The following is a 25613-nucleotide window of genomic DNA, read 5'->3' as shown; positions in this document are numbered from 1 at the left end:
GCCGCCCGGATAGCCAAGGCGCCAGCGGCGGGCCAGCGCGTAAACACGCCAGTGGATGCCCAGCCGTGCATGGCCTCGACGAACGTGGGATCGCGCATGCGCGGGATAGGCCTGCAATGCCGACAAAGACGATCGTAACCGTCCCGCATGTCTTCAACCGGTGGCACCAGGACGTTGCTGCCCCGGTGCCGGATTGTGGAGTCCTCAGCCGGTCGGCAGCAGCACCTTGTCGATCACGTGGATCACACCGTTGGTGCAGGCGATGTCGGCGGTCACCACCTTGGCGCCATTGACGGTCACGCCGTCGGTGCCATCGACATGGACCGTTGCGCCGCCGGCGGTTGCCGGGTCGAGCACCTTGCCGCTCACGTCCGCCGCCATCACCGTACCGGGCAGCACGTGGAGCAGGAGGATTTCGGTCAGCTTGGCCTTGTTCTCGGGCTTGACCAGATCGTCGACGGTGCCGGCCGGCAGCGCGGCGAATGCGTCGTCCGACGGTGCGAAGACGGTGAATGGTCCCTCGCCCTTCAGCGTATCGACCAGCCCCGCGGCACCGACTGCGGCGACCAGCGTCGTGAACGAACCCGCAGCGACGGCGGTGTCGACAATATCATGCTTGGTATCGGTCATCTTCTTCGTCCTGAATCAGAGGAAAATAGCGCGTTTGCCAAGGTTCAACCGGCGCGACGATTTGCCGCGGCCACCGTTTGGGGCCGAATATTAGAGTTCGTCGCGCCGTGTCGTCGTCCGGCGCACCCCTCATTCCACCCGGTCATGCGAGGCGCGATATGACCTTTCGGTCGTATGGAAATCGGCGTCGTCAATGCCACGTGCCAATCCACCCCCGGAAAAGGGCTGCAGCTTTTCAAGCTGTTCCGGGATGTCGGCAGCGCTGCCGTAGGCATCCGAAAGCTTTTTCCAGCCAGGGTCACCAAGTCCGATCGCAACCCAGCCTAAGCGACGTATCCGATGTCCGCAAAACCCGGTTACGGAATGTACATTCTTGTCGAGACTAATTGAGGGTCAGACCCGCGGAGCCATCACGAACGGATCGCTGCACGTAATTCGGTCGGGGGCGTCGATACGCCCTGATACCCGCCTTAGATAGTTGGGGACTTTCGCTGCACCGATCGTGATGTCGTACCACCCATGGCTCTTGCCCAGCGGCCAGCTACGCTGGGCTTCGGTCAGCGGCGTCACCAGGGTCGTCGCGCCGATGCGTTCGGTCCGCGCGATCAGCTCGGACGTGCGGTGCCCGGCGGGAAGAAGCAATGTCATCTCGGTCGTGGTTGCGCGCCAGACCAGCTCGGACAACGGTGCGGGATCGTCCCTGTGCCCCATGAAGTGTCGGTGAAACCCGTTCGGACCGAGCACCCAGAGATCGTAGCGGCCTTCGTGATCGAACGGCCAGCGCCCATTTAATGCGCGTCCGGGCTCGACCGTGAAGCGGCGCGGCGTCTGGGTCAGGTTGGTCCGATCATAGACGTGGAACACTGCGCCCTGCGTGCCGTCCACGGCGAAGCGAAGCGTGATCGCGCCATCGGCGATCGTCTCGCCGACGGTCAACGCATACGGTAGCGGGCGGGCACGACGGATCCCGGGTTCCTGCCATGGAGGCGATGAACCAGCCGGCGCCTGCGGGCTTACTTGCTTGGGGATCGCGGCAGCCCGCACGGCATCCGCGTGCGGATCGGGCATGGCGGCGAACGGCGCAGGGTCGGCGGCGGTAAAGTCGAACGCGGAGGTCAGGTCACCGCAGACCGCGCGGCGCCACGGCGTGATATTGGGCTCGTGGAAGTCGAACCGGCGTTCGAGGAAGCGGATCACCGAGGTGTGATCGAACACCTGCGAATTGACCCACCCGCCCCGGCTCCACGGCGAGACAACGTACATCGGCACGCGCGGCCCTAGTCCGTAGGGACGACCGCGATAGGCGGGGAGGTCGATCGCCGCATCGCCCTTGCTCGGTTCCGTGTGATAGCTGCCGGCCAGATCGACCGTCGAGCCGCCGAGCAGCGTGCCGTCGACGGCGTGCGAGGGTGGCGCCGGCGGCGGAACGTGATCGAAGAACCCGTCATTCTCGTCGAACATGACCAGCAACGCGGTCCGCGCCCAGACCTTCGGATCCGCGGTCAGCGCGTCGAGCACCTCGGCGGTATAGGCGGCGCCTTGCGCGGGGCTCGACGGGCCGGGATGCTCCGAGCCTTTCGCGGTGGCGATCACGTACGACACTTGCGGCAGTCGCCCGGCGAGCACGTCGGCGCGCAACACGTCCAGTCCCCGGGTCGTCAACGCGCGCTCGCGCAATGCCGGGTCCCCGCCACCCCGGTGCGCCTCGCGAAACGCGGCGAAGCCGACCAATGGGTTGTCGGTGAAATTGTCGGCCATGTCCTGGTAGATCCGCCAGTCGACGCCCTTCGCCTGCAACCGCTCGACCACCGTCGTCCAGCGATACGGCTCGGCAGCGCCGCCGTCCGCGGGAAAACTGTCGTGCGAATTGCCGATCGCGGGGCCACCCAGCGTACCGCCGGGATCGTTGGTCCCGCTCCACAGGAACAGGCGGTTGGTGTTCGTCCCGGTCTGGACCGAGCAGTGATACGCATCACAGACCGTGAACGCCTCGGCGAGCGCGAACTGGAACGGGATGTCCTCGCGCCGGTAATGCCCCATCGCGCGCTGGCTCTTCGCCTCGGGCCAATGCGCCATCCGGCCCTCGTCCCACCCGCGCTGCGCATCGGGCCAGCTGTGCGGCGTGCCCTCCATCCGCATCAGGTCGAAATTCGTGCGCGTGGCTAGATGGAACGGTAGGACGGTACGCGCGCCGCCGGCCGCCGTCCGGTCGCGCTGATACCAGACCGGCGCAGGCTTCGTCGCATCGGCCGCCGAAGGCACGGGGATCGGCAACCGGTCCGCAAACCCGCGGACGCCGCGCAAAGACCCGAAATAATGATCGAAACCGCGATTTTCCTGCATCAAGATGACGACATGCTCGACATCCATGATCGACCCCGTCTTCACGTTGGGCGCGATCGCCGCCGCCCGTGCGATCGCCGCGGGAAACGCGGACAGCGCCGCCCCGGTGAGGCTGGCACCTAGCAGCGAACGGCGGGAAACGTCGGTCATTGGGGCAATCCACATGTGAAGGACATGGTCCGCAAACGCCGACGAACCATGCCCATTTCAGATCAGAAGTCGAGCGACCCCTCTTCGGATCAGAAGTCGAGCGACAGCGACGCGGTCACGGTCCGCGGCGTGCCGAGGAACGCCGAGCCACCATCGGCACTCGACAGATAGCGTTCGTCGGTCAGGTTGGTCGCCTGGACTGTGAACGACACGCCCTTGAGCTGCTCGCTCACCGCCTCCAGATCGGCGCCGACATAGCCGCTCACCAGCGTGAAGCTGCCGGCCTGGGCCTTGCCCTGCGTGTCGATATTGCGGTCGCCGACGAACTTGGTGGCGATACCCGCCTTGAAGATCGACTTCTTGTAGTCCGCCGAGACCACCCACATCGTGCGCGGCGAATTGATCACCTGCTGGCCGGGCGTCACGCCAACGTCGGCATCCTGCGCGGCGTTGCCGGTGCCGATATAGGTCGCGTGGTTGTAGGTGAAGCTGCCCGACAGCGTCAGCGGTGGCAGCACGCGGTAGGCGAGCGCCGCCTCGATACCGCGGCTCTTCACCCCGCCGACGTTGAGGTAGACGCTGTCCTGCTGTTCCAGATAGTCGATCCCGGTGACGAGGTTCGACGAGATCGAGACGATCTGGTTCTTGAACTTGATGTCGTAGCCGGTCAGCGACGCCTGGATACGCCCGGTATTGTAGCGTGCCCCGATCTCGATGTTGTTCGCGGTTTCCGGTCGCAGGTTGCGGATCGTCTCGGGCGGCTGGCCGAGGGGGCCGTTGCCGATCGCCGCGAAGTTCTGCGAATAGCCGGCGAACAGCTCCATGCCCTGCAACGGCGTCGCATAGGTCAGGCCGGCGTTGATCAACGGGTCGGAATGCGACTGGATCGACGTCGTGCTCAGATTGCCGAGCAGTTCGGTGCGGCTCTGGTCGAGGAAGAACTGTTTGACGCCGAGCCGCGCCGTGACCGAGCCATAGGTGACCGCGTCCTCGGCATAGTACATCACCTCGTCGAGCCCGTAGTCGGTGCTGAACTGCACGTAATAGGGCGTGCCGTCGAAGGCGGGGCCGACCCGCGCGTTGGTGATCTTGTGCCAGTCGCGAAGCTGGTTGGCGCGGCTGTGCTCGAACCAGAATCCGGCGCGGAACTGATTCTGCACCACGCCGAAGTCATGCTGCCAGTCGACGTCGCTGGTGAAGCCCATGCGGTCGTTCTTGTAGTGGGTGTGGCGGTACGACATGACCGGGGTCGCGTTGGACGCATAACAGGTCGGCGAGTATTCCGCGGGCACGCCGCTGGTGCCGACGCACCCGGCGGTCATCGTCGCGCCCGCGCCGGTCGGCGTGACGAAGTAGATCTTGCCGATCGCGTCGGTACCGCGCACCGTCGGACCGCCGACAAATTCGCTTTCCGGGTTGCCGACGCCGTCGTTGCGCGCGTCGACCAGATACGGCGGCGCGAAATCGCCGCGACCGCGCATCCGGTGATAATAGCCCGCCGCCTGCAGCTTCACTTCGCCGAGTTCGGTACGGGCCTTCAGATACCCGAACAGGTTCTTCCGCAGCGCACGCGAGGTCGGGCGATAGGCCTGGTCGACATACGGCAGGCCGGTCCAGCTGTCGGTATAGGCGTCATGGTTCGGATCGTTCGCGAACTGCGCGGGCGATACCGATCCGAACTCGGATTCATCCGCATCGTCGTACGAGACGAAGCCGGTCAGGTCGACCGTACCGACACGGCTCAACACCTTGGCGTCGATATGGTCGCGGCTGGTCTTGCCCGATCCGCCGATCCAGTCGCGCACGCGTGAGGTCGACGCGCTGACATAGGCAGTCGTGTTGGGCGCGATGGTGCCGGTATCGCCGCGTACGTAGAATTTGCGCGCACCGAAATCACCCCCGGCGGCAGTGAAGCGCAACCGGCTGTCCGTGGTCGGATCGGAGGTCACGTAATCCAGCGTCGCACCGAGCGCTTCGTTGGAGCGCGACGAGATGTCGGCAGTGCCCTGCGACACGTTGACGGTCTTCAGGTCGAGCACGTCGATATACCGATTGGCGCGCGATCCTCCGCCATAGCCCGAGCCGCCGTTCGGCAGGCCGTCGATCGTCGAGCCGATCTGCTGGCCACCGCCGCCGCCGCTGTTGAAGCCGCGGATGCTGATCGAGGTCGCCCAGTCGGACGATCCGAACGCGTCGCCCTCCGCGACGAACACGCCGGGCAGTTCGTTGATGACGTCGTTGACGCTGGCCAGCGCGGACTGGCGCTCGATCATCGGTGCGGTCACGCGCGTGTTGGCGAATGCGGTCGACTGTCCCGTTACGACGATCTCGTCGGCACGCGCCTTTTCAGCATCGCCAGCCGGGGGCGCCACCGTCGTTTGCGCACGCGCGGTCGTCGTGGCCGCGATCGCGAGGATCGCAGCGCCCATCATCCACTTGGTCATGTCGTCTCCCCGTGCCGCGGTCCGAATATCGCCGGGCATCCCGTACCGACGCCCCTGCAAGCATCGTGTGACATGCCTGTGACATTGTGTGGTTTCGATTGGTATTTTGTGGCTTGTGCGGAACCAGCGATATGGTGAAACAGGCCGTACAGGAGAAGCCGTGTGACGCAGTCGGATCGTATCGCCAGTCTGGTCGCGTTGCTCGAAGCGCGGGGCTCGTGTTCGATCACGATGCTCGCCGATCACTTCGCGGTGTCGGACGAAACGATCCGGCGCGACGTGCGCCAGCTCGAGGCGAGCGGTCGCGCGTACAAGGTGCATGGCGGGGTCAAGCTGCCCGACAATCGGCTCGAAGCGCCATACCGGTTACGGATGCAGGCGCAGGCGGACGCGAAGCAGGCGATCGCCCGCCGCGCCGCTTCGCTGATCGAGGACGGCATGACCGTGCTGATCGACTCAGGCACCACCTCGTGCTGGGTCGCGCGTGCGCTCGCCGATCGGCGACGGCTGACGATCGTCACGAACAATCTGGAGGTGGCGAGCGACATGCTCGGTCGCGACGGGATCCGCGTCTTCCTGGCCGGCGGCGCGGTCAACGTGGACTACCGCGCGACGTTCGATGCCGAGGCGATTCGCTACTCGCGCTGTTTCTCGCCCGATGCGACGATCCTGTCGATGGGCGCGATCGAGGCGAAGCGCGGCTTCATGGATTTCGAACCCGACGAGGCGGCCTACAAGCGCGCACTGCTCGACGGCGCGCGCCGGGTGATCGTCGTCGCCGACGCGGCGAAGTTCGACCGCGCCGGCACCGTCCATGTCGCCGACTTCGCGCAGGTCCACGATCTCGTTACCGACCTTCCCGCGCCACCGGCGATCGCCGATGCCGCGACACGCGCCGGCGTCCGGCTCCACACCCTCTGATCGCCCTCACCGCGTCGGCGGATGGCGGACGAACCAGAATGCCGAGACGAACGTCAGCACCAGCAGCGCGGCGCCGGTCAGCACGCCGGCATCGAGGAACAACCCGAGCCAGTTCCGCCCGGGGGCGGTCGTGCTCCGCATGAGCAACAGACCGATACTGCCCGAATAGCCGAACGCGTCCGCCAGATAGATCAGGAATCCCGCGGTGCCAGGCGACGGACTCGCGGCCATGATGCGGTCGAACAGGATCGCGCTGAACGGGGCATAGGCGAGGTAGATCCCGATGCCGGTCAGGATCATGCCGGTCACCGGCCCGATCGCCCCTGCGCGCAACGCCAGCATCGATCCGCCAAGGATCACGGCGCCTGCCATGATGACGCCGTGGATCGTGACCACCGCGTACCGGTTGTCGCGTACCAGCCCCAGCATCGCCAGGCCGAACAGCACGATCACCGTAACGGGTACCTCGGTCGCGACGTACAGCGCGGGCGTCGCCGGATGATCGAGCGCAATCCACAGTTCGGGTGCAAAATTGTCGCGCAGATCACGGAGTGCGGCCAGCATCGTGTAGCCTGCGACCAGCGCCGTCACCGGTACCCAGTGGTCCCGCAGATAAGCGCGCCGCGCTACCGCATCCATCGGACCGCGAACGCCTCTCGCGGTGGCATCCGCTGCATCAGGCGGTGGGGATCGGGCAAGCGCCGCCATCCCCGCCAACAGCAGTGGCGTGAAGATTAACCCGGTCAGCGCCGGCATCCAGAACGCGCCGACGCCGTGCTCCAGCAACAGGCTGCCGACCGATCGCGTCACGCCCGACGACAGGATGAAACTCGCGGTCAGGATCGACGCCAGCACTTCCGAATTGCGCCGCCCCTCCAGATAGCTGAACACCAGCCCCCAGATCATCCCGAGCGGCAACCCGTTCAGCAGCATTGCCAGAGGGCCAAATCGAGAGGGCAGCAGCGCGAGCAGTAGCAACGCCACCCATGCCGCTCCGATCAGCGAGAGCATCAGGCGCATGCGATGCTCCGGCCGATGGACCGAGACGACATGCACCCCGATCATCTTCGACAGTGCGTAACCGACCGCCTGCGACAGGATCAGGGCCGTCTTGTAATCGAGCCCGGCAAACACGGCCGGCACGCCCTCGAACCCTGCTGCCGCGATCGGCTTGCGAAACCCGTACATCGCAAAATACACGCAGAACGCGGCGATGCCCGGCGCGGTCGCCGTCAAGCTGGTTGGGAGGCGCATCGACGACGACAGGGACCGTAAGTTCACCGGCAGTCGCTAGACCAGTCACGTTTCATCCGCGTGACGCCGTTTTATGTCAGGCTGCCGTGCCCCTCCACCAGATCCGGATCACCACCAAAACGCCGCGGTACGCCACCAGGTTCTTCCACAGCCTGGATCCGAATAACCCTTCTTCCATGACCGCGTTGCCGCCTCGCGACGGCAAATCGCTCAAGACTCCTTCGTCCATCCGATGGCATTCAGGAGGACGTCGAACAGATGCGTGTTTGCGAAAAAGCCATGGATAGTCTCCGCCCCTGGCCCCGAGGCAGCGGCGATAACTTCCTCGCCGGTATGACCGTCCTGGACCCCGATCACGTCGTTGCTCGCGATCGTGGCGCCTGGTTTGGCCGCGGCTGCGGCAAACTGTTCGGCGAGCGGTGCGTCACGATCGCCGCCCGACATACGCAGGCCAAAGCTGTGGTCGGCCGTGAACAGGATGAGCGTGTCCTTGCCCGCAATGGCGGTAACGCGGCGGATCATGTCATCCATCTCGACGACGTGGCGCAGCCCCGCTTGCGGATTATCGGTGTGCATGTCCCATTCGACCATCAGGAAATAGCCCTTGGGGTTGCGCGCGAGTTGGCCGATCGTTGCCTCGACGGCCGGTAACGGCGCGTAATCGTCGTCGCGCAGAACGGCGGCCCGTGCGGCAGTGCGAACGAGCGCCGGATCCGAACCGTAGCGATACCCCGCCTGGGTAAAGGCCTGCTCGGGCGTCTGCTGGATCTTGCCAAAGGACGCGACCGCGTCCTTGCGGCCCTTGCCGATCAGGATGTCGACACCGTTGCCAAAGCGGGGCGCCAACATCTGACGGAAAATCTCGTCCTTGTCCTTGCGGGACGCGACATGCGCGTAACACGCTGCCGGGGTGGCATCCCAGATCGGCATGTTCGTGACGACCCCGGTCGATAGACCGTGCTGCTCGGCGTATTCGAGGAACGTCTTGATCGGCTTCACTTCGCCGCCCGAGCCCGACGGCACGACCGATACCATCGCGTTGTTCGTCTTCCGCCCGGTCATGATCGCGGTCATGCCCGCACCGGAGTCCGTGACCCAGCGGTTGAGCGACGAAGTGTCCGATAAGCCGACATGCGGCATCGACTGGATGAATAGGGATTGCGGTTTATCGTGCGCAAGGATGCCTGCGGCGTTAAGCGTCGGCAGACCGCCTGCATCGCCCAGGAACACGATGACGTTGCGGGGCTTTACGGGTCGCGCTTGAGCGGACGCTGCGCCGCTCCCCACCAGACCGGCGGCCAGACAGCACGCTGCCAATACATCCTTACGCAACGTGCGTTCGGAGGTGCTTCCGGTTCTTGTCATTGGTCGAGTCCCAGACTGGTAACGCGTTCGAGCGAAGATTTGTGAGTTGTCGCTACAGCGAGCATCTTACCCATTTGTGACAGCAGCGTTTGCAATCCCGCTGCGAAACGGCGCCCCATAAAGGCGGCAGGAATGACACCGGTCATCGTCCAGTCACGCAATCATCATGGGACAGTAATGTTACCGTAGTCCCGCCGTCATCGTCCGGCCCCATAGCGCTGTGGACACGTCGGCCGGCAAGGCCGGGACACATTGGGGTTCGAGTTACCATGCAGACGATCACGATACTGCGGGGGACCGCGGCGTTGATGGCCATTGCCGTCGCCACCGGCCCGGTCGATGCACAATCAGCGCCGATCGCACAAAAAGACACTATGTCGGCGCCCGATGCCGGTTCCGGTGACGAGATCCTGGTTACCGGCCGCCTCGGCACCGTCGCGCAGAAGAAGGTGGATGCGAGCTATTCGATCACCACAATCAGCGAGAAGGACCTTCGCGAACGCGCGATCGGCAATCTGGCCGAGGCGATGCAGCAGATCCCGGGCGTGTGGGCGGACTCCTCAGGCGGCGTTGGTGCGAACAACACGCGCGTGCGCGGCATCCCGCGTGGCGGATACGAGTCGCTCGCGGTGTACGAGGACGGCCTGCCGATCCAGCACGATCCTGGCATCAACTGGATCAACGTCGACCAGTTCCTCCGCATCGACGAGACCTATTCGGGGATCGAGGCGGTTCGCGGCGGCCCGTCCTCGATCTTCGCCGCCAACGCCCCCGGCGGCCTCGTCAACTTCATCCCGCGCAAGGGCACGCCGCAACTCAGCGGCCTGCTCAAGCTGACAACATCGGACTACGGCCAGATCCGCGGCGATGCGTGGCTCGGCGGGCCGATCGCGGACGGCTGGCGCTTCTCGGTCGGCGGCTATTACAACAAGGACCAGGGCATCCGCGATCCGGGGCCGGCGGCGAACAACGGCGGCCAGGGCCGCGTGCTGATCTCTAAGGATTTCGCGCGGGGGAGCATCTCGTTCGGCGTTAAATACATGGAAGACAACAACTTCTTCTTCGACGCCATCCCATTGGTGCGCAATGGCGACGACCTCAAGCCGCTCGCGCCGTTCAACGGCCATGACGATACGCTGACCGGACCGCAGGACGGTCGCGTCCAGATCAAGACGCCCGACGGCATCCGCAAGGCGCAGTTCAACCTGTTCAACCAGACCAGCGACCTGCAGTTCACGCTGAAGGGCAATACCGAGTTCGACGACGGCACGACGATCAGCGGCGGGTTCCGCTATCGCGACTCCACCACCGATCGCAACGCGCGCGGACTGAACAGCCTCAACACGCAGGCGGCGCAATTGTCCTCGGTCCGTGCCAACGCGGTCAAGGCGTTCGCAGGCCGCGGCGCGACCGACGTGCGGCTGGTCTATAACGACGACGGCAGTGCGTATGGCGCCAACGCGAACGGCAACGGCCTGGTCGGGGTCAACACCTTCCAGTCGATCCAGAATCCGATCAAGGAGACCATGGGCCTGATCGAACTCGGCCATGTGTACGAGACCGGGATCGGTCGTCACGACGTGAAGCTCGGCCTGTACGGCACCACCGCCGACTGGGCGCACGACCGCAACGACGGCGTCGGCCTGACCGAGGTCGTGCCGAACGCACGCCTGCTCGATATCGTCGCGGTCAACGCGGGCGGACAGGTCGTCGGGCGCGTCACCGACACTGGTATCCAGCGCTACGAGGCACGGTTCGCGCATTCCTATGGCGGGTATGAGGACGTCGCGTTCTACATCTCCGACGAATGGCAGGTCACGCCCAAGCTGCGCGTCGATGGCGGCTTCCGCTACGAAACGATCTGGATCCACGGCTATTCGGAGGGCGTGAAGAGCTTCAACCTCGGCAATGCCGACACGCTCGCCGACGACAACGTCCTGTACGGCTCGGGCGTGTTCAACCGCTTCGACCCGAAGTTCAGCGACCACAGCTACACGATCGGTGCCAACTGGCAGTTCATGCCCGAGGCCGGCATCTTCGGTCGCTACACCAGCACCTACCGGTTGCCGCAGATCGGCCAGTACCGCGACAACGTGCTGCCGACGGGCATCCGCAGCCAGTCGATCGAACAGGCCGAAGCGGGCGTGAAGTTCCAGAAGCCCTGGGGCAGCCTGTACGCCACGCTGTTCTACAATTCGTTCAAGGACGTGCAGTTCACCAACACGTATATCGACCCGGCCAGCTTACGCATCGTCCAGGAGATCAATTACGGGGACGTCAGCACGACCGGGGTCGAGCTGGAAGCGAACCTGAAGCCGGTGCGCTGGTTCGACGTCTCGGCGACCGCGACGTACCAGGAGCCGAAGTTCAAGAACTATACCTACAATACGATCGTCGCCGGCGCGCCCGTCACCACCTCGTTCGACGGTAACCGTCCTTCGAGCATGCCCAAGGTGATGGCGAGCATCCGCCCGCGCGTATCGCTGATCGGCGGCCGCCTGCGCGTGCTGGGCGAATGGCGGTATGAGGGCGACAAGTTCAACGACGATTCCAACCTCGTGAAGCTGCCGGCGTTCTCGGTGTTCAATGCCAGTGCCGAGCTGGACGTGACGCAGAACGTCACCGTGCAGGTCAAGGGCACCAACCTGTCGAATGCACTCGGGCTGGGCCAGGGCGGCGGACAGCAGCTCGTGCCGGGGGCGGCGGATGGTGCGGTGATCCTCGCCCGACCGATCTTCGGCCGCGCGGTGCAGGGTTCGGTGTTGTTCAAATTCTGATCGGGAGAATAGCTGTGAAGCGATCGATCGTGGCGGGGCTGACCCTCGGCCTTCTTACCCAAACGGCAGTGGCGCGCGATACCGCACCGCCGCTGCGGATCAACGACGTGGCGGTGATCGGCACGCATAACAGCTACAAACAGCCGATGCCCGCCGCGACGATGGCGAAGGTCCGTGCGGCCGATCCGGCGATGGCGGATGCGCTCGATTACTCGCATCGCAGCCTGACCGAACAACTCGATGCCGGCGCCCGGCAACTCGAGATCGACGTGAACTACGACCCGCAAGGCGGCCATTACGCGCGCGGCTCGGACGATCCGAAGCTCAGACGGCCGGGCTTCAAGGTGCTGCACATTCCCGGCATCGACAACGCATCGAGCTGCGTCCTGCTGACCGAATGCCTGACGATCATCCGCGACTGGTCGGCCAAGCATCCGCGTCACGTGCCGATCCTGCTGATGTTCAACGCGAAGGACGAGCGCAACGCCGCGCGGGGTGGGATCGACGCGCTGCCGTTCGACGAGACGGCGTATGATGCGCTCGATGCGGAAATTCGCTCGGTGATGGCGCCGGCCAAGCTAATCGTGCCCGACGATGTGCAGGGCCGCTATCCGACTCTGCGGGAGGCGGTGCTCGCGGACAACTGGCCGTTGCTGGAGTCCTCGCGCGGCAAATTCCTGTTCGCGCTCGACGAGCCGCCCGCCAAGGTCGCAGTGTACCGGGGCAAGCGGCGTTCGCTCGAAGGGCGGGTGTTCTTCATCAACACCGACGAAGCCTCGCCTGCCGCCGCCTATCTGACGCTCAACGACCCGGTCCGCGATGCCGACCGGATCCGCCGCGACGTCGCTACCGGGTTCATCGTCCGCACGCGGGCCGATGCCAACACGCGCGAGGCCCGCGCCAACGACATCGTCCCGCGCGACACCGCACTGGCGGGGGGCGCGCACTATGTCTCGACCGACTATCTCTGGCCCGATCCGCGGCTGCCCGGCGGCTATCACGTTGCGCTGCCCGGCGGTCTGGTCGCGCGCTGCAACCCCGTGCGCCATCCCAAGGGCTGCGGCGATCTGGAAGGAGCCGCAAAGTGATCCGGAGCCTGTCGCTGCTCGCCGTGCTCGCGCTGACCGGCGCGGCGGATCGTCCCGCGACTTATCTCGCGAACCAGCCGATGCCGGACCTGATGCAGGTCCTGCCCGCCCCGCCCAGGCCCGGTTCGCCGCAGGATGCCGACGACCGCGCAACCTTCCAGCAAACGCGCGCGCTGCTCGGTACGCCGCGGGGCGAGATGGCGACCCGCGACGTTACCGACGACCGCTTCACCGTCTTCGCCTGCGCGATCGGCCGCAAGCTCGATACGACGTCGTCCCCTGCCCTCACCCGCATCTTCGCGCGGATCAGCGACCAGGGCATGGTCGGCCGCGCCAAGGATGGCTTTGCCGTCAAGCGTCCGTACCTGAAGGACGACCTGCCGATCTGCGAACCCAAGACCGCGCATCTGGCGGGCAATGGCGATTATCCGTCGGGGCACACGAGTTCAGGCTGGTCCGCCGCGCTGATCCTCGCCGAACTCATGCCGGACCGTGCCACGCAGATCCTGCGCCGTGGACGCCAATATGGCGAGAGCCGCTACATCTGCGGATCGCACAGCCGAAGCGCGGTCGAGGCGGGGTATATGGCGGGATCGGTGCTGGTCTCGATGCTCCACACCTCGCCGGACTTCAGGCGTGAGATGGACGTGGCGCAATCGGAACTCGCCGAGATCAAAGCGCCTGCACCGGACGCGGAGCGGTGCAGGGCCGAAGCAAAGGGCGCCGGTCACGGATGATCATCGGCCGTCACGTGCGCACGGATATGGAATGTGTTGTCCGCCACCTCATCCATGTCGAACGGGACCGCCATGCGATAGCCGTCCTCGGCAAGCGCGGCCGCCAGTCCGCCAAGCAACATTTCCTGTCGCCTATCCAGATCATTCTGCGACACCAGCGGGCGGATCGTCGCGGTCAGCGAGCATTGCCTGGCCCGGCATTCCATTGCGACCTCGGATAGCAGGGGATACGCACGGCGGAGGTCCGCAACCGCAGTCTCGACTGGCATTGCGGTCGGTGCGACGCGGGTAGGCCTGATCGGGGTGAGCGGTACGGCCTTGGCGGCGGTAATAGGCGCGCCGCGGACCACGACGATACCCGTTGCCGGATCCGAACGCGCACGAGGATGCCATCCGGCGATTATCCCGCTCACGGCGAGCATCGACGTCACGCCGAGCAACACCGCACCGGATCGGAAACGAACGCTTTGCATACGGCCTCCACAGCGCCGAAGGACCCTGCGCTACCGAGTGACCGGCGGCGCAGGGTATCGATCAGCAGATGGTGGAGCCCGATGGGCATCCCGGCGAGTCACCGCCGGCATCGAGGTTGGCGTCGAACCCGGGGGCGATGCCGCTCGCGTTGGCCGCCGCGAGCGTGCCTGCGAACCGGGCGTCCTTGTTATCGAAATTCGCGCCCTTGAAATCATAGTTGGAAACCGCGTTCCTGACCCCGACCGACGGGTAGCCGTTCCAGCTTACCAGCGGCTGGATCAGCCATTGCCCGGTGCCGTTCTCGGCAGGCTCGTCGCCGCCATCGGTCTTGGAGAAGCGCCACAGATGGGAGAAGCCCCAGGTCTCGTAATGGAAGACGAGCTTCGCGTGCTCGCCGCTCGAGTCGCTGACGAAGCGGAGTTGGTCGCCGTTGCGCGTATCCCATTTGCCATGATCGCCGCGCGTGACGCCGACGACGCGGCTGCCGGTGCCCTGGTCGGTGGTCCAGACGATGATCGATTCCCAGTCATAGGCGTGCGAGAAATCGGACTGCCAGAAATAGCTGTAGACCCGCCCGCAATAGCCGTTGTTGCAGCGGCTGCGCGCATAGACGTTGCTCTGCGTGCGATAGCTACCGCTGCGACACGATGCCGGTGGTCGCGTGGCGTAAGTGGATGCCGCCGGGCTGATCGCGCCTGCCGCGTCCACGGCCGGCACATTGAAGCAGACGTCGGTGTCGAAATCGATCGCAGGCTGGAAACGCTTGTCGAGCGCGGTGGCACGTTCGGGCAGCGGCGAGACCGGCGCCGGCCAGCCTTGTGCGAATGCAGGCGTGGCCTGCGCCACCAGCATGGCGGCGGCGGTGCCGATCATCAGGGATAACCGGCTCGTCGAAACATGGCTTTTCATACAAACTCCCGTTGCAGGATGTCGTGAGGTACGCCGTACGCTCTCGTCCGCGCCGTTGCCGCCGCGGACGAGGAGTTCAGAAACTGGTCGTCACGCCGAAGGTGAAGATGCGGCCGCTGCGGGTGTAGACGAGCGTCCGGTCGGTCGAGAGATCGGTGAACTGCTCGATCGGCCGATTGGTGACGTTGACCCCCTCAACGACGAAACGCAGGTTCTTGGCCGGGCTGTAGCGGACCTGGAAATCGACGTTGTTGGTCGGGCGGATGCCGTCGCCGACATTGGCGTTGCCGCCTGCGCCCGTCAGATACCGGCTGCGATAGGCGGTCGAGACACGTGCACCGAAGCGTTCGGTCTCGAAGTACAGCGTCGCGTTGGCCGCCCATTTCGACAGATTGTAGAGCGGGATGCTCTTGACGACGCCGTTGTAGACCGCGGTCTGGTCGCCATCGATCCAGGTGCCGTTCGCGACGATGCCGAACCCGTCGAACGGCGCGGGCAGGAAGGTGAAGTCGTGCTGGAACGCCGCCTCGATACCCTTGATGCTGGCACCGTCCCCGTTGATCGGGCGGGTGTAGTTGTACGGCGTCGTACCGTCCTGGCCCGGCAACAGCAGCGAGACCGGAAAGCCTGTTGCGCTGTAGGGAACCTGCGACGTCTCCGACGTGATGAAGCTGTTGAGGTCCTTCCAGAAGAACCCGACCGACGCGAAGCCGTTGCGATCCATATAATATTCGAGCCCCGCCTCCGCCGAAGTGGAACGGAACGGCTGAAGATTGGGGTTGCCGACGGAAACGGACCCGCCGAACGGCGCCACGGTCAGCGTCCCCGCTGCGGCAAGTTGAGGGAGGCCAGGCCGGTTGACGTTGCGGCTGGCGGAAGCGCGCGCGATCAGCTTCGGCGTGATGTCGAGCGCGACGTTGAGCGCGGGCAGCCAATCATCGTTGCTGGTCCCGACCGTCACCGGCTGAAGCGTGGTCACGCCGTTGGTCGCGGTGGCGAGCGAACCGCTCGAGACAAGGTCGGTATGATAGTAGCGGACGCCGGCATTGCCGCGCAGCCGCATCGAGCCGATGTCGGTGTCGAGATCGAGCTGCGTAAAGCCCGCCCAGGTCTTCTCCCGAATGCGAAAGTCGCTGCCCGCGGTCAGGTTGGCGGCGGTCAGGTCCCGGTTGTTGCCGAGCAGCGCGTAGATCCCGGCGACGTCGCCGCCGATATACGGAAGCAGGCTGTCGCGGTTGATGACGTATTTCAGCGCGTCGGGTATCGCGCGATCGCTGGTCGCCGCGGTGCCGTAGAAGATGTTGGTGAGATACTGATACCCGCTGTTGGTGAAGCGCTTGTACTCACCGCCGACCTCCAGCTTCAGGATCGGCGTGAGATCGTAGACCGCCTGGAGCTGACCGTTAAGATAGTCGCTCTTGATCATGTTCTCCTGCGTCACCAGCCGCTGGACGTTCCAGTTCGCGGGGTTGGCGAGGTCGAAGCCGTAGGTGTTCACCGGGATCGTCGGCTGCATGTCGAAACTGAACGCGGTGTTGCGAGCCTGCAGGAAGATCTTGTCGAACGTCGGCTGGACGAAATTCGACTTCTGGTAGCCGCCGAGCGCGGTCAGCTTCAGCCGATCGCCGACGTCCCAGCTGACATTCGCCACCGCCTGGTAGAAGTCGGTCTGGTTCTCGACACGGTGATGCTCGGTGCGCTGATCGATCCCGGTATAGCTGGCGGCGACGAGCGAATTCCCTTGGATCGTCGCGGATTGGATCACCTGCGTGCCGCTGACGTTGCCGGTCAGCGCGTTATAGCCGCCCGCCGCGATCGCCCAGTCGTCGCGCTTGTCGGCAAGGTGTCCGTACAGCAGGTCGACATCGATCTTGAAATTGTCGCCGGGATGATATTGCAGCGCGCTCGTGACGCCGATCCGCTCACGATCGGTGTACCAGGTCGATGGCGATTGCGCCTGAGGCGCGAAGATCGTGCCGCCGCGCAACAGTGCCCGCGTAGGTGCGTCGATCTCCGGACCGATATTGTTCGCGCCGTAGGTGACCTTGCCCCAGTTCCAGTTGCGATAGCCATATTCGTTGTTGCGAACCTTCGAATAGGCGACCGAGACAAGCGCACCGAAATCGCCCTGACGCTGCGAGAACAGGCCGACGAGCCGCGGAGTGACGCCGCTGGTCTGATCGTTGGTCTGAGCCTTCGCGGACAGCACGATCTTCTGGCCGTCATAGTCGAACGGTTTGGCGGTGAAGAGCTGCACCGTGCCGGCGATGCCGCCCTCGTCCTGGTTGGCGGCGTAGCTTTTTTGCACGCTCACGCGGTTGAACAGCTCGGACGCGAACAGGCTGAAATCGAAGCCGCGGCTGCGACTGACGTTGCCGCGGTTGTCCATGCCGGAGGCGGTGTTGCCGAGGACTTCCATGCCGTTCAGCTGCGTGCGCGTGAAATCGGGGCCGAGACCGCGCAGCGCGATCTGGCGTCCCTCGCCCGTGTCGCGCGTGATGGCGACACCGGGGACGCGCTGGAGCGCCTCGGCGAGGTTCATGTCCGGAAACGCCGCGATGTCGGATGCCACGATGTTGTCCTCGGTCCCGACGGCGCGACGCTTCAGGTCCTGCGCCGCCAGCAGGCTGCTGCGATAGCCGTTGACGACGATGTCCGGGGTGGTCTCCGGCGTTTCACGCGCGAGTGTGGTCGCTTGGCTAGCGGCGGCCGCAACGACTGGCGCGTGCGCGCCAACAGTGCTTGGCGGCGGCGGTGCCTGGTCCCGGCGGAGGATCGTCACGCCGTTGCTCTCGACCGGACGCAAACCCGTGCCGCGTAGCAGCATCGCGAGCGCGGCCGACGTGGTGAGCCGCCCACTGACGCCCTTGGTCCGCTGCCCATGAACGAGCGCGGGCGCGGCGATGACCTGCATGCCGGTGACGCTCGAATAGGCTGACAGCGCCCGTGCGAGATCGCCCGCGGGAATGGCAAACATCCGTGCGCCCGTCGACTGCGCATCCGCCACCGTCGGTGCGGCTAGAGCGAACGCTACCAAGGCCAGTGCCGACGTTCCGTGAAACCGCGTCATCATATTCCCCCGTCTTGGCGCCATCAGACGCCACCCGGAGGGAAGACGGCCGGTGCCGCCAAATCCGGACAGTGTTTTTCGTCAGTGCGCGGTTTCGAGCGTCAACGTCCCCTGCCGCTGGATTACGGTGAAGCCGAACCCGCTGCCGATCGCGTTCAGAAGCCGATCCGGATGGTCGGTGCGAAACCGCCCGAACACGGTCGTCGATGCCAGCGGTTCCGCCGGGCGTGCGATCCTGACACCCCCCTGGCGGTCGAGAATTTCGACCAGATCGTCCAGGCGCATACCCGCCGTGTCGATCCAGCCCTTGCGCCAGTCGGGCAGCACCGGATCGAACCGGGTCGGTGCTGCCGCCACACCGCCACGGACGGCGCTGCGGTACCCGGCCCGGACCACGACGCCGCGCGGCGCCCCGACCGGATCGAAGCCGACCGCGCCGCGGTAGACCGCCAGTGCAACCTGAGTCCGGGTCAGATCGAGGTCGAACGCGGTGCCGAGGACGCGTGTCTCGCTGGCACCGGCGCGTACGACAAAGGGGCGAGAAACGTCATGCCGCACGTCGAAGAACGCCTGTCCCGCAAGCAATTCCGCGCGGCGCTGTCCGTCCGCATAGATAACCCGAAGCCGTGTCGCGCCGTTGAGCGAAACGGTGGAGCCATCTGCCAGCGTCACCGTCGTGCGCTCTCCCGCTCGGGTCGCGAACATACGCGTCGAAACCGGCGCTGCGGTCGGTTTGCCACTAAACGAGCCGGCGCCCACGAACAGCAGGGCGATGGCGACCGGCGCCGTTGCAATCGCCGCGATGGCGGAACGCCTTCGACGCCTGAGCGACCGGACCTGCTCGTCCGAGAGGCGACCGCAGCGCTTCGCCGCCGCCTGCAACGCGTCGACGAGCGCAGCATCGGTTACCGATGGTCCACTGCCGGCGGCGGTCACGCGCCGGCCTCCATCGTGAATCCGCGCTTGGCCAGTGCGCCGCGGAGGTCCTGAAAGGCGCGGACGACGTGTTTCTCCACCGCCGCCATGCTCATGTCGAGGCTCTGGGCGATCGTGTCGGTCCTAAGCCCGTCGAGCCTTTTCCGCAGGAAGATCTCGCGGCGGAGCGGCGGCATATGCTCGAGCGCCTCCGCCATGATTACGACAGCACGACGGAACGCCAATACCCTGTCGGCAGTGGGTTGCTGGCACACGATCGCCTCGTCGAGTTCGACATGCGTGGAGCGCCGCACCGCACGGTGATGGTCGAGCAGCAGGTTGCGCGCGATCGCAAAGCACAGCGCCTTCATATCGTTGACCCGTGCGGTCGCCTGATACGCGAACAGTCGCAGATACGTTTCCTGCACCACATCGTCGCCATCGGCATGGTGATCGAGCCGACCTCGCACGAAGCGCCGCAACGCGCCCGCCAGTTCGGCATCCGGATATTCCAGTGCCAGCCCGTGCTCGGGTAACGGGCCGTTGCCGATACCATCGGCAAGAAATGCTATGCTGCTCACCACGCCCCCGTCTGCAGTTCCGGAGCGGCTTATGGGACGATCGTGAAGGCAGGATGACAGCGACCGAAATCGCTCGTCGGTATGCGGGACTACCCCTCCGCTCCCTTCGCCGAGCTTCGGCTTGGCGAACAGCTCGTCCCGTTGGAAAGACGTCGGCGCGGTCGCTGACTTACGGCCGCGCGGGCCTATGTCCGGCTTCCAGGCGCACCGGCGGCCTTGACGAAGGCGTGGACGATCGTCGGCACGCGAAGCTCGAACGGGGTCGGTACGAAACCGAAACGAAGGGTGAACTCGCCGCCGTCGACGATGCAGGGACGGTCCCTGGTTAAGCCGTCATCGTCGACCTCCTTGGCAAAACGATACACCAGCCCGATCGGCCGCAGCAGCGCGAAGGGCCGCGGCGCGGGCAATGTCGAAAACCTCGGCGAAGTCGTGCGGCGTATCGGCTGCGACCAGCACCTGCGTAGGCTTGTTCTAAGCCAACTCGCCAGAGGCACTCGCACCGAGATGCGCGCCTGCCACACCCGGACCGTAGAAGTCGGAGCCCCGCAAGGTCGCGGTACGCACGCGCGGGGTCGCGTCCTGCCAGTCGCGCACCACCTTGGCGAGGATCGCGCGCTTCGCGCCGGTCGGGATCAGCGGCATGCCCGCGGTACGCGGTGCCGTCTTGGGCCCAAGCTGGTAAAGATTGCCGATAAATACCACACGCTCGCCCGTGCCCAGAGCGTTGCCTCCGGACTCTCCTGGCAGAGCCGCCGGCTTCTGCGAAGACGACGGTGACTCGAAAACCCTGTTCCAAAACGGTCAAGCCGGGTCCTACGTGATGTGCCGGTGGCGCCCGCCCTCCCCGCCTGAACGAACGGCAGGCTATGATCGTCGACCGAAAGCGGCCCGGCAGCTTTCCACCAAATTCGCAAAAGACCGGCGGCCATTTTCCGACGACGCGTATTCTTTCGGGGCACCTTCAACCATCAAGCTGGTACCAGGCGGGTGGCACTGACCAGCTGGCAAGTTTAGTCATTCTACGCCGCGGCTGCGACGCCGCACGACATACCATATTGGCCGCTGTCTTTGCGCGGCGCGTATTCAGGCAATGGGCTGTCTGGATCATTCGGATATGCGGGGATCAACACTCAGCGGACGCGGACCGCCCTGGTCTGCTTGAAGACGCCGTTAATCCGGCCCCTCATTTCATGCAAAGCTTTAGAAGGTCGAAGAACAATTTTGATTCGATGATATCTTTGATCGCTTTGGCGTCCTGATGGTGCGCATCGACTTCAGCACCCCACGTGCGGCTTCCATTTACAAGGCCAACTGTGAATTATGGCGGTTCTGTCGTGAACATCGATGCCTGACTGTGGACTGTCCTGCAGAAGGAATTTTCTCACCTTTGTCACACCAGCCCAAAACTTTAAGACGGCAGGATGCGACACGTGGCCAGCAGCTGCCGACAAAGAATAATGTTCCCTTCCCGATCAACGACGAAAGCTGTGCGCGAACATGCCTGCCGTCACCTTGGTCTGGGATGAAGCGCTCGTTCAAGAGAGCAGACGGACTGCATCACGCAACCCAAGGCAAATTCAGCTGGTGGGGCAACGAGTGGGCCAGCCGAAGCAAAGAGCTTTAAGTCGCTGATCTCTCAGCATAAAACTCAAGTAGTTGGCGGAGCGGGTGGCCATCATATTGAGCGGCGTTAGCTGTTCAATTTACCCAATAGTTTATGGGCCGCCTCCGCCACATACCATGCAATATACCATACCGATGAATTTTGCATGTGTGACTGGTATAGCCATATTCGAACTTCAGCCCAGGATCACCGGTTGGCTGTTCAAAAAGCCCGGCTATTTGACCTCTACGAAACGAGCTGACGATACGATACCTAGCGACGGATGCACAGCTGAGGGCAGCCGCAGCGTCTAAGCATCGAACTCCGGCTCTTCCTCATCACGATAGAACGCGTGGAGAGCCTAAACCGGCTTCACTGTGGGACGTAGTTAACCGAGCTTTCAGGCATTTCTGCGATCGACGGGCTAATGAATTTGCATCAACACGCAGCCCTCAAGCCCGGCCGGTACCCGACCGACGAGCGAGTCGCCGTCCGGCGTCCTATTCACCTGCCTGCCTTCTTGGTCGCCTCTGGGGGTGAGCGGTTTTCTGCGACCCTACTTGATGTTTCTACGCATGGCTTTCGGATCCGCTCCGGATACCCGACAACGATCGGCCGATTTCTAGCGGTTGATATCCCTGCGTTCGCTCGATACTCAGGATGGGTAGCTTGGGCGTACCAATTTGAGTTTGGCTTTGACGTGGCTAATCCGCTCCCTGACGAAGTGGTGAACCATCTGCAGCGGCTGGCCGCTGCCGACTAACGTCAGACATGAACTCGGGCCCTTCGTCATCACGACAGAACGCAGTGCAGTTAGGCAGTGACTGCCAGTTCGGCCTCGAGGGCGTAAGCCGATCGATCGAGTGCCAAGGCGACCTGCTCGATCGCATCGCTGAGCACGGTTCCTGTCATATGCGAGTGAAGGTCGCGGTATTCCCGAGCCTGTTGGCGCGTTTGCTCCGGTGTCTTGGTCATCCGGACTAGATAGCGGGCGAGCCTTTCTAGGGAGTGACCGATCGCGAACGCAGCGCGCGGGACCGTTTCCGACCGCTGGCCGTTTCCCGACGACGGGAGAAACAGAATGGCTGACCTACTGCGACCGGACGCCTTCAAGGTTACTGTTTTTGACGGAACAGTTCTGATTGAAGCTTCAGGGTTAGCGGCCACACTGGAACCCGAAGCTGCTCAGTGTCTCGCCGACCAGCTGCTCGAAGCGTGCGGCTCTGCTCGCCTGCACAAATACGGGAAAACTCCCTAAGCCCCGAACTCCGGCCCTTCCTCATCAGGATAGAACCCGTGTAGATTGGGGAAGCGTAGACGCGGCTGCGTTGGTTCAGCCGTCAACGAGCTCCAAACGCCAGTCGCCGTAATGCGCTGGCCGCCCCGTAGCCTGCAGAACCGCGATCACTCGCTCTTCGTAAAATTGTGCGAGACTCATATGAAGTTCCATCACCGGCACGGTGACGGCTAATGTCGCCAGCATGATGTGACGGCGCCGGCAGGCCTCAAGGTCGATCAGGTTGAAATCGGGCGGGAACAGCATGTTGGCGCTTTGCAGGACCTAGGTTTATACTGCAAAAACCTTGCCTCAGTCTGAGCGTATTTCGGGTCAAAACGAGTGGAATTGTAAGCAAACTGTGTCGGCCGGAACAGGCGCCATTCTCGACCAATACCCGTACGCCCGGCCCTCCCTCATCCGGATAGACGCGTGAACACTAAGCTATTCCGCGTTCTGTGAGAACATCGCCAAATCCGCTCTATGCATCCCGTCGGCGTCGTCGGTATATTGCGATATGCCGGCTCCTCCCGATCCAAACGTTCGATTGCGCTCGTCGCGATATTTTATCGAGGGGGAAGACGTTGGGCTCGGCGGTGGGACATTCCGGGATTGCCGCTATTTCAAAGGGTCGAGAGCCTTTGACGATTGGATGGCAGGTTTTCGGGAAGGTTGCGCAGCCTACTTTGACCTTACGGATGAGATGGCGATCGGCCCTCCCGACGCTCCAACCTAGGGCCCTTCTCCATCGGGGCAAGGGCGTACACCGGCAGTCAAATTGGATTAGGCTTTCGGTGGACGGCATGCGCGTTGGGCACCAGCTCGAGCAACGCGCGGCGCATTGATTTAACTGCATCTCGTTTTCCAGCGCTGCTCCCCCGGGCCGCTGCGACGGCCGCGAGCTCATCCAATCCAAGTGGCCGCTCTAGGATTCGTTCATAGTGGGCGACGAATTTGCTGGGCTTCATCATCCGAACATAGGTTATGCCGTGCTGTAGACCTAATGTTAAACGCCGAACTTAAGGCCTTCTTCGTTGAGATAGAACGCATGCTTGGAAGACCGCGGTCGCGCCGCCTTCCTTCATATGCTTGCCGATTTGCGACATGGTAGAGATTAGGCCTCAACGGGCGGAATTTCCCCCTACCGCGTGCCATGCTTGGTCGTCATACGGGAGCTTCGCACGGACGCTGCCTGAGTGCTGGCGCCCGAAATACCAAAACCGGCGTTAGGATGCAGCGCCTTCACGCAAGTTAATAAATCTTCGCTAGACTCGTCAATTTGTCGCGCTAGATTTACTCATGGTGAACGACGCGCAAAACAACGGGGCAAACTGGGAGAAGCCCCATACTTTGGATTGGGCTTTACGTTGCGCCGTCATCGCCGCCTTAGAGCATTGTAATTACTGTTGTTCACGAACAGCCAAGCGGCTCGGATGTGGCCGCAGCACGCTTTATCGTCATATCTCAAACTACGAAATCCCCCTCAAGAAAATCACGCGGAAGCAAACCAGGGTACGTCGTCAACCTGCCGCCCAAAACACCGATTTAGCCAAAGTTGTGACCTTCAGGGATGGGCAATATCTTATGGCAAAAGGCTAGGGTTTCACGGCGCCGGTCTTGCCTTTGCGAATGGGCCCGGTTCAATTCCGACAATTTGCGGGGGCAAGCTCGTCCATATGCCGCACTTGCGCGTTACTGAACGGGTGACCAACTTTCCACATCGTTATCCGGGTAGCCAGTAATGGACATCGATAAGTTCGATCGGCTTTATCCATCGCCTGCACACGCAGCAGCCGCGGATTTGCGCGACCGGTATGCGCCCAGACATCTTCAGCCTGAGCCTAGGAGCTTGGTCCCTGATCGCTCAGGCATCGTTATTGGAGTTGCCGCACTCACAGCGGCGTTTTTAGGCGGAGCGGCATACGTATTGACGGCAGGACAAACGTTAAAGTCGACTCCTGGTAATAGAAAGATTCAAGTATCCTCAGCGGTGCCGGCGGCAGAGCAGTTGGCTCCGACCGCACGCGTTTTGCCGGTGCCAGCCCAACACATGATAGCGCCGCGGAGCACAATCGTAGCAGGTTATCGAACTAGGGCTGTACCAGAGTTAGAAAAACCCGTTCCTGAACGAAAGGGGTCGTCTGGCTGGATCCTTGACCCGCTGTCAGGTGACGCGCTAGCCGCTGCGCTTGTCATCGATAAACAGCGGACGATCGAACTGAACGCGCAGCAGTTGGGTAAAATGACAAGAGACGATCTTCGGCCACTTCCCACAGCCGAGGCTGTCGGTGAGAAGGACCCTGGTAGGTCGTAGGCGGTATGTTCGCCAATCCAGATAGCTTGCTTGAACCGATCAAGGCGGCGGCGATCGCGTTTTCGTCGAACGGGTTCTTCAGCTCGAGACCCAATTTCACCACTTCACTCGGGCGCACGTCAAGCACTCCATCCGCCTATTTATCATGCGCGTCGTCGTTCGGGAAGTCGATGCCGACTTTGCAGTGATGGGTTCGTCCATGCCAGGCTCTCACGTATTCGAGCAGCAAGTGGCCGCCCTAATTTGGAGCCACCGCTGAACCAGAACAGGGCTTGGTATGCGCCTGCGGAGAAAGCAGCACTTGCTAACGCGGTATTTTACAGGTCATGCCCCCACTGAAAAAGAGGGGGATAAATGATGGGCCACTTGCGAGCATTCGGCATTTTGGCGGCCGTGATATCCGTTGCGATAGTTGTTATATTCCATACCCGCGGATTCCAAATCACCGCGGTGGGACCACTCATATTTGGGACCTGCGTGCTGATCGCGACACTGCCTCTCCGAGCATATACTCCCAGTAGGCGTAATCGAATTACCGCCGCCTGCTTTATCTACGCGTTGGGAGGTTGTCTTTTTTCGCTAGCCGCTGTCGCGTCGAAACCGACAATGCTAAGTTTTGTGGCCATAATTCCGGCACTTATGGGACTGGCGTTGTCCGTTTGGGCATACCGAACTCGAAGCCGGCGACGCATGATTGGATACTCTAATTATTATCGAAATTAGTAGATGGCTGGATATCGACGATTTCGATCGGCGTTA

21 protein-coding genes are annotated in these 25613 nt (G+C 63.4%); 7 read left to right on the top strand and 14 right to left on the bottom strand.

Annotation, left to right across the window (positions count from 1 at the left end; genetic code table 11):
- Window positions 1–204: 204 nt before the first annotated feature.
- The 3 genes from U1763_RS17650 to U1763_RS17640 all read right to left on the bottom strand — a co-directional run bounded on the left by U1763_RS17650 (window position 205) and on the right by U1763_RS17640 (window position 5567).
- Window positions 205–630 carry a fasciclin domain-containing protein gene (locus tag U1763_RS17650; protein WP_332756231.1) on the bottom strand — a complete coding sequence of 142 codons (426 nt, stop codon included), beginning with the start codon at window positions 628–630 and terminating at the stop codon, window positions 205–207.
- A gap of 393 nt (window positions 631–1023) precedes the next feature.
- Window positions 1024–3123: a phosphocholine-specific phospholipase C gene (locus tag U1763_RS17645; RefSeq protein WP_332756230.1), complete on the bottom strand. Its 2100-nt coding sequence runs from the start codon at window positions 3121–3123 to the stop codon at window positions 1024–1026.
- Between the two features lie 89 nt (window positions 3124–3212).
- The gene (locus tag U1763_RS17640; RefSeq protein WP_332756229.1) at window positions 3213–5567 is read right to left on the bottom strand and encodes a TonB-dependent receptor domain-containing protein; all 2355 of its coding nucleotides are present in this window, start codon (window positions 5565–5567) and stop codon (window positions 3213–3215) included.
- Window positions 5568–5729: 162 nt separating this feature from the next.
- Between U1763_RS17640 and U1763_RS17635 the strand changes: the two genes are divergently transcribed.
- On the top strand, window positions 5730–6488 hold the full coding sequence (locus U1763_RS17635; RefSeq protein ID WP_332756228.1) for a DeoR/GlpR family DNA-binding transcription regulator: 759 nt from the start codon (window positions 5730–5732) through the stop codon (window positions 6486–6488).
- A gap of 6 nt (window positions 6489–6494) precedes the next feature.
- Here the strand turns inward: U1763_RS17635 and U1763_RS17630 are convergent, their stop codons facing one another.
- Entirely contained in the window at window positions 6495–7769 is a 1275-nt protein-coding gene (locus tag U1763_RS17630; protein ID WP_332756227.1) for a DUF5690 family protein, read from the bottom strand.
- Between the two features lie 183 nt (window positions 7770–7952).
- Entirely contained in the window at window positions 7953–9107 is a 1155-nt protein-coding gene (locus U1763_RS17625; RefSeq protein ID WP_332756226.1) for an alkaline phosphatase, read from the bottom strand.
- A gap of 269 nt (window positions 9108–9376) precedes the next feature.
- Here U1763_RS17625 and U1763_RS17620 point away from each other — a divergent pair, with 269 nt between their 5' ends.
- Genes U1763_RS17620 through U1763_RS17610 form a run of 3 tightly spaced genes read left to right on the top strand, consistent with a single transcriptional unit; the run spans window position 9377 to window position 13709 of the window.
- Window positions 9377–11884: a TonB-dependent receptor gene (locus tag U1763_RS17620; RefSeq protein WP_332756225.1), complete on the top strand. Its 2508-nt coding sequence runs from the start codon at window positions 9377–9379 to the stop codon at window positions 11882–11884.
- A 14-nt stretch (window positions 11885–11898) separates the two neighbouring features.
- Entirely contained in the window at window positions 11899–12972 is a 1074-nt protein-coding gene (locus U1763_RS17615) for a phosphatidylinositol-specific phospholipase C1-like protein (protein ID WP_332756224.1), read from the top strand.
- Entirely contained in the window at window positions 12969–13709 is a 741-nt protein-coding gene (locus U1763_RS17610; protein WP_332756223.1) for an acid phosphatase, read from the top strand. Before U1763_RS17615 ends, U1763_RS17610 begins: the two co-directional genes overlap by 4 nt.
- Here U1763_RS17610 and U1763_RS17605 read toward each other — a convergent pair.
- From U1763_RS17605 to U1763_RS17575, 7 genes are all read right to left on the bottom strand, one after another.
- Window positions 13700–14182 (bottom strand): hypothetical protein, encoded by a 483-nt coding sequence (locus U1763_RS17605; RefSeq protein WP_332756222.1) that lies wholly within the window; start codon window positions 14180–14182, stop codon window positions 13700–13702. The genes U1763_RS17610 and U1763_RS17605 overlap by 10 nt on opposite strands.
- Window positions 14183–14243: 61 nt before the next feature.
- Window positions 14244–15092 carry an NPP1 family protein gene (locus U1763_RS17600; RefSeq protein WP_332756221.1) on the bottom strand — a complete coding sequence of 283 codons (849 nt, stop codon included), beginning with the start codon at window positions 15090–15092 and terminating at the stop codon, window positions 14244–14246.
- 76 nt (window positions 15093–15168) lie between these two features.
- Complete coding sequence (locus U1763_RS17595) at window positions 15169–18162, bottom strand: TonB-dependent receptor (protein WP_332756220.1); 2994 nt, start codon at window positions 18160–18162, stop codon at window positions 15169–15171.
- Between the two features lie 81 nt (window positions 18163–18243).
- A complete protein-coding gene (locus U1763_RS17590) occupies window positions 18244–19098 on the bottom strand; it encodes a FecR family protein (RefSeq protein ID WP_332756219.1) in 855 nt (284 codons plus the stop codon).
- Window positions 19095–19658, bottom strand: a complete 564-nt coding sequence (locus tag U1763_RS17585) for an RNA polymerase sigma factor (RefSeq protein ID WP_332756218.1) — start codon at window positions 19656–19658, stop codon at window positions 19095–19097. The genes U1763_RS17590 and U1763_RS17585 overlap by 4 nt, the downstream gene beginning before the upstream one ends.
- 185 nt (window positions 19659–19843) lie before the next feature.
- Window positions 19844–20068 carry a hypothetical protein gene (locus U1763_RS17580; protein WP_277982844.1) on the bottom strand — a complete coding sequence of 75 codons (225 nt, stop codon included), beginning with the start codon at window positions 20066–20068 and terminating at the stop codon, window positions 19844–19846.
- 64 nt (window positions 20069–20132) lie between these two features.
- Window positions 20133–20363: a Rossmann-fold NAD(P)-binding domain-containing protein gene (locus tag U1763_RS17575; RefSeq protein WP_332756217.1), complete on the bottom strand. Its 231-nt coding sequence runs from the start codon at window positions 20361–20363 to the stop codon at window positions 20133–20135.
- Between the two features lie 1328 nt (window positions 20364–21691).
- Here U1763_RS17575 and U1763_RS21125 point away from each other — a divergent pair.
- Window positions 21692–22027, top strand: coding sequence for a PilZ domain-containing protein (locus U1763_RS21125; RefSeq protein WP_443026934.1), 336 nt, complete (start codon window positions 21692–21694; stop codon window positions 22025–22027).
- A 50-nt stretch (window positions 22028–22077) separates the two neighbouring features.
- Here U1763_RS21125 and U1763_RS17570 read toward each other — a convergent pair whose 3' ends face one another.
- Window positions 22078–22239, bottom strand: a complete 162-nt coding sequence (locus U1763_RS17570) for a hypothetical protein (RefSeq protein ID WP_332756216.1) — start codon at window positions 22237–22239, stop codon at window positions 22078–22080.
- Window positions 22240–22345: 106 nt separating this feature from the next.
- Here U1763_RS17570 and U1763_RS17565 point away from each other — a divergent pair, with 106 nt between their 5' ends.
- Window positions 22346–22522, top strand: coding sequence for a hypothetical protein (locus tag U1763_RS17565; protein WP_332756215.1), 177 nt, complete (start codon window positions 22346–22348; stop codon window positions 22520–22522).
- Window positions 22523–22597: 75 nt separating this feature from the next.
- Here U1763_RS17565 and U1763_RS17560 read toward each other — a convergent pair whose 3' ends face one another.
- Window positions 22598–22807 carry a hypothetical protein gene (locus U1763_RS17560; protein ID WP_332756214.1) on the bottom strand — a complete coding sequence of 70 codons (210 nt, stop codon included), beginning with the start codon at window positions 22805–22807 and terminating at the stop codon, window positions 22598–22600.
- Window positions 22808–23839: 1032 nt separating this feature from the next.
- On the opposite strand from U1763_RS17560, the gene U1763_RS17555 reads away from it, so the two are divergent.
- Window positions 23840–24139, top strand: a complete 300-nt coding sequence (locus tag U1763_RS17555; protein ID WP_332756213.1) for a helix-turn-helix domain-containing protein — start codon at window positions 23840–23842, stop codon at window positions 24137–24139.
- Window positions 24140–25613: the final 1474 nt, after the last annotated feature.

Source organism: Sphingomonas sorbitolis (assembly GCF_036663875.1).
Taxonomy (GTDB): Bacteria; Pseudomonadota; Alphaproteobacteria; order Sphingomonadales; family Sphingomonadaceae; genus Sphingomonas.
This window is presented reverse-complemented; position numbering and strand designations above follow the sequence as displayed.

What these genes read in the sequence shown, in the direction of transcription:
- U1763_RS17650 (WP_332756231.1), bottom strand. Translation starts at nt 630, where the DNA reads ATGACCGATACCAAGCATGATATTGTCGACACCGCCGTCGCTGCGGGT.
- U1763_RS17645 (WP_332756230.1), bottom strand. Translation starts at nt 3,123, where the DNA reads ATGACCGACGTTTCCCGCCGTTCGCTGCTAGGTGCCAGCCTCACCGGG.
- U1763_RS17640 (WP_332756229.1), bottom strand. Translation starts at nt 5,567, where the DNA reads ATGACCAAGTGGATGATGGGCGCTGCGATCCTCGCGATCGCGGCCACG.
- U1763_RS17625 (WP_332756226.1), bottom strand. Translation starts at nt 9,107, where the DNA reads ATGACAAGAACCGGAAGCACCTCCGAACGCACGTTGCGTAAGGATGTA.
- U1763_RS17620 (WP_332756225.1), top strand. Translation starts at nt 9,377, where the DNA reads ATGCAGACGATCACGATACTGCGGGGGACCGCGGCGTTGATGGCCATT.
- U1763_RS17605 (WP_332756222.1), bottom strand. Translation starts at nt 14,182, where the DNA reads ATGCAAAGCGTTCGTTTCCGATCCGGTGCGGTGTTGCTCGGCGTGACG.
- U1763_RS17600 (WP_332756221.1), bottom strand. Translation starts at nt 15,092, where the DNA reads ATGAAAAGCCATGTTTCGACGAGCCGGTTATCCCTGATGATCGGCACC.
- U1763_RS17595 (WP_332756220.1), bottom strand. Translation starts at nt 18,162, where the DNA reads ATGACGCGGTTTCACGGAACGTCGGCACTGGCCTTGGTAGCGTTCGCT.
- U1763_RS21125 (WP_443026934.1), top strand. Translation starts at nt 21,692, where the DNA reads ATGAATTTGCATCAACACGCAGCCCTCAAGCCCGGCCGGTACCCGACC.
- U1763_RS17570 (WP_332756216.1), bottom strand. Translation starts at nt 22,239, where the DNA reads ATGACCAAGACACCGGAGCAAACGCGCCAACAGGCTCGGGAATACCGC.
- U1763_RS17565 (WP_332756215.1), top strand. Translation starts at nt 22,346, where the DNA reads ATGGCTGACCTACTGCGACCGGACGCCTTCAAGGTTACTGTTTTTGAC.
- U1763_RS17560 (WP_332756214.1), bottom strand. Translation starts at nt 22,807, where the DNA reads ATGCTGTTCCCGCCCGATTTCAACCTGATCGACCTTGAGGCCTGCCGG.
- U1763_RS17555 (WP_332756213.1), top strand. Translation starts at nt 23,840, where the DNA reads ATGGTGAACGACGCGCAAAACAACGGGGCAAACTGGGAGAAGCCCCAT.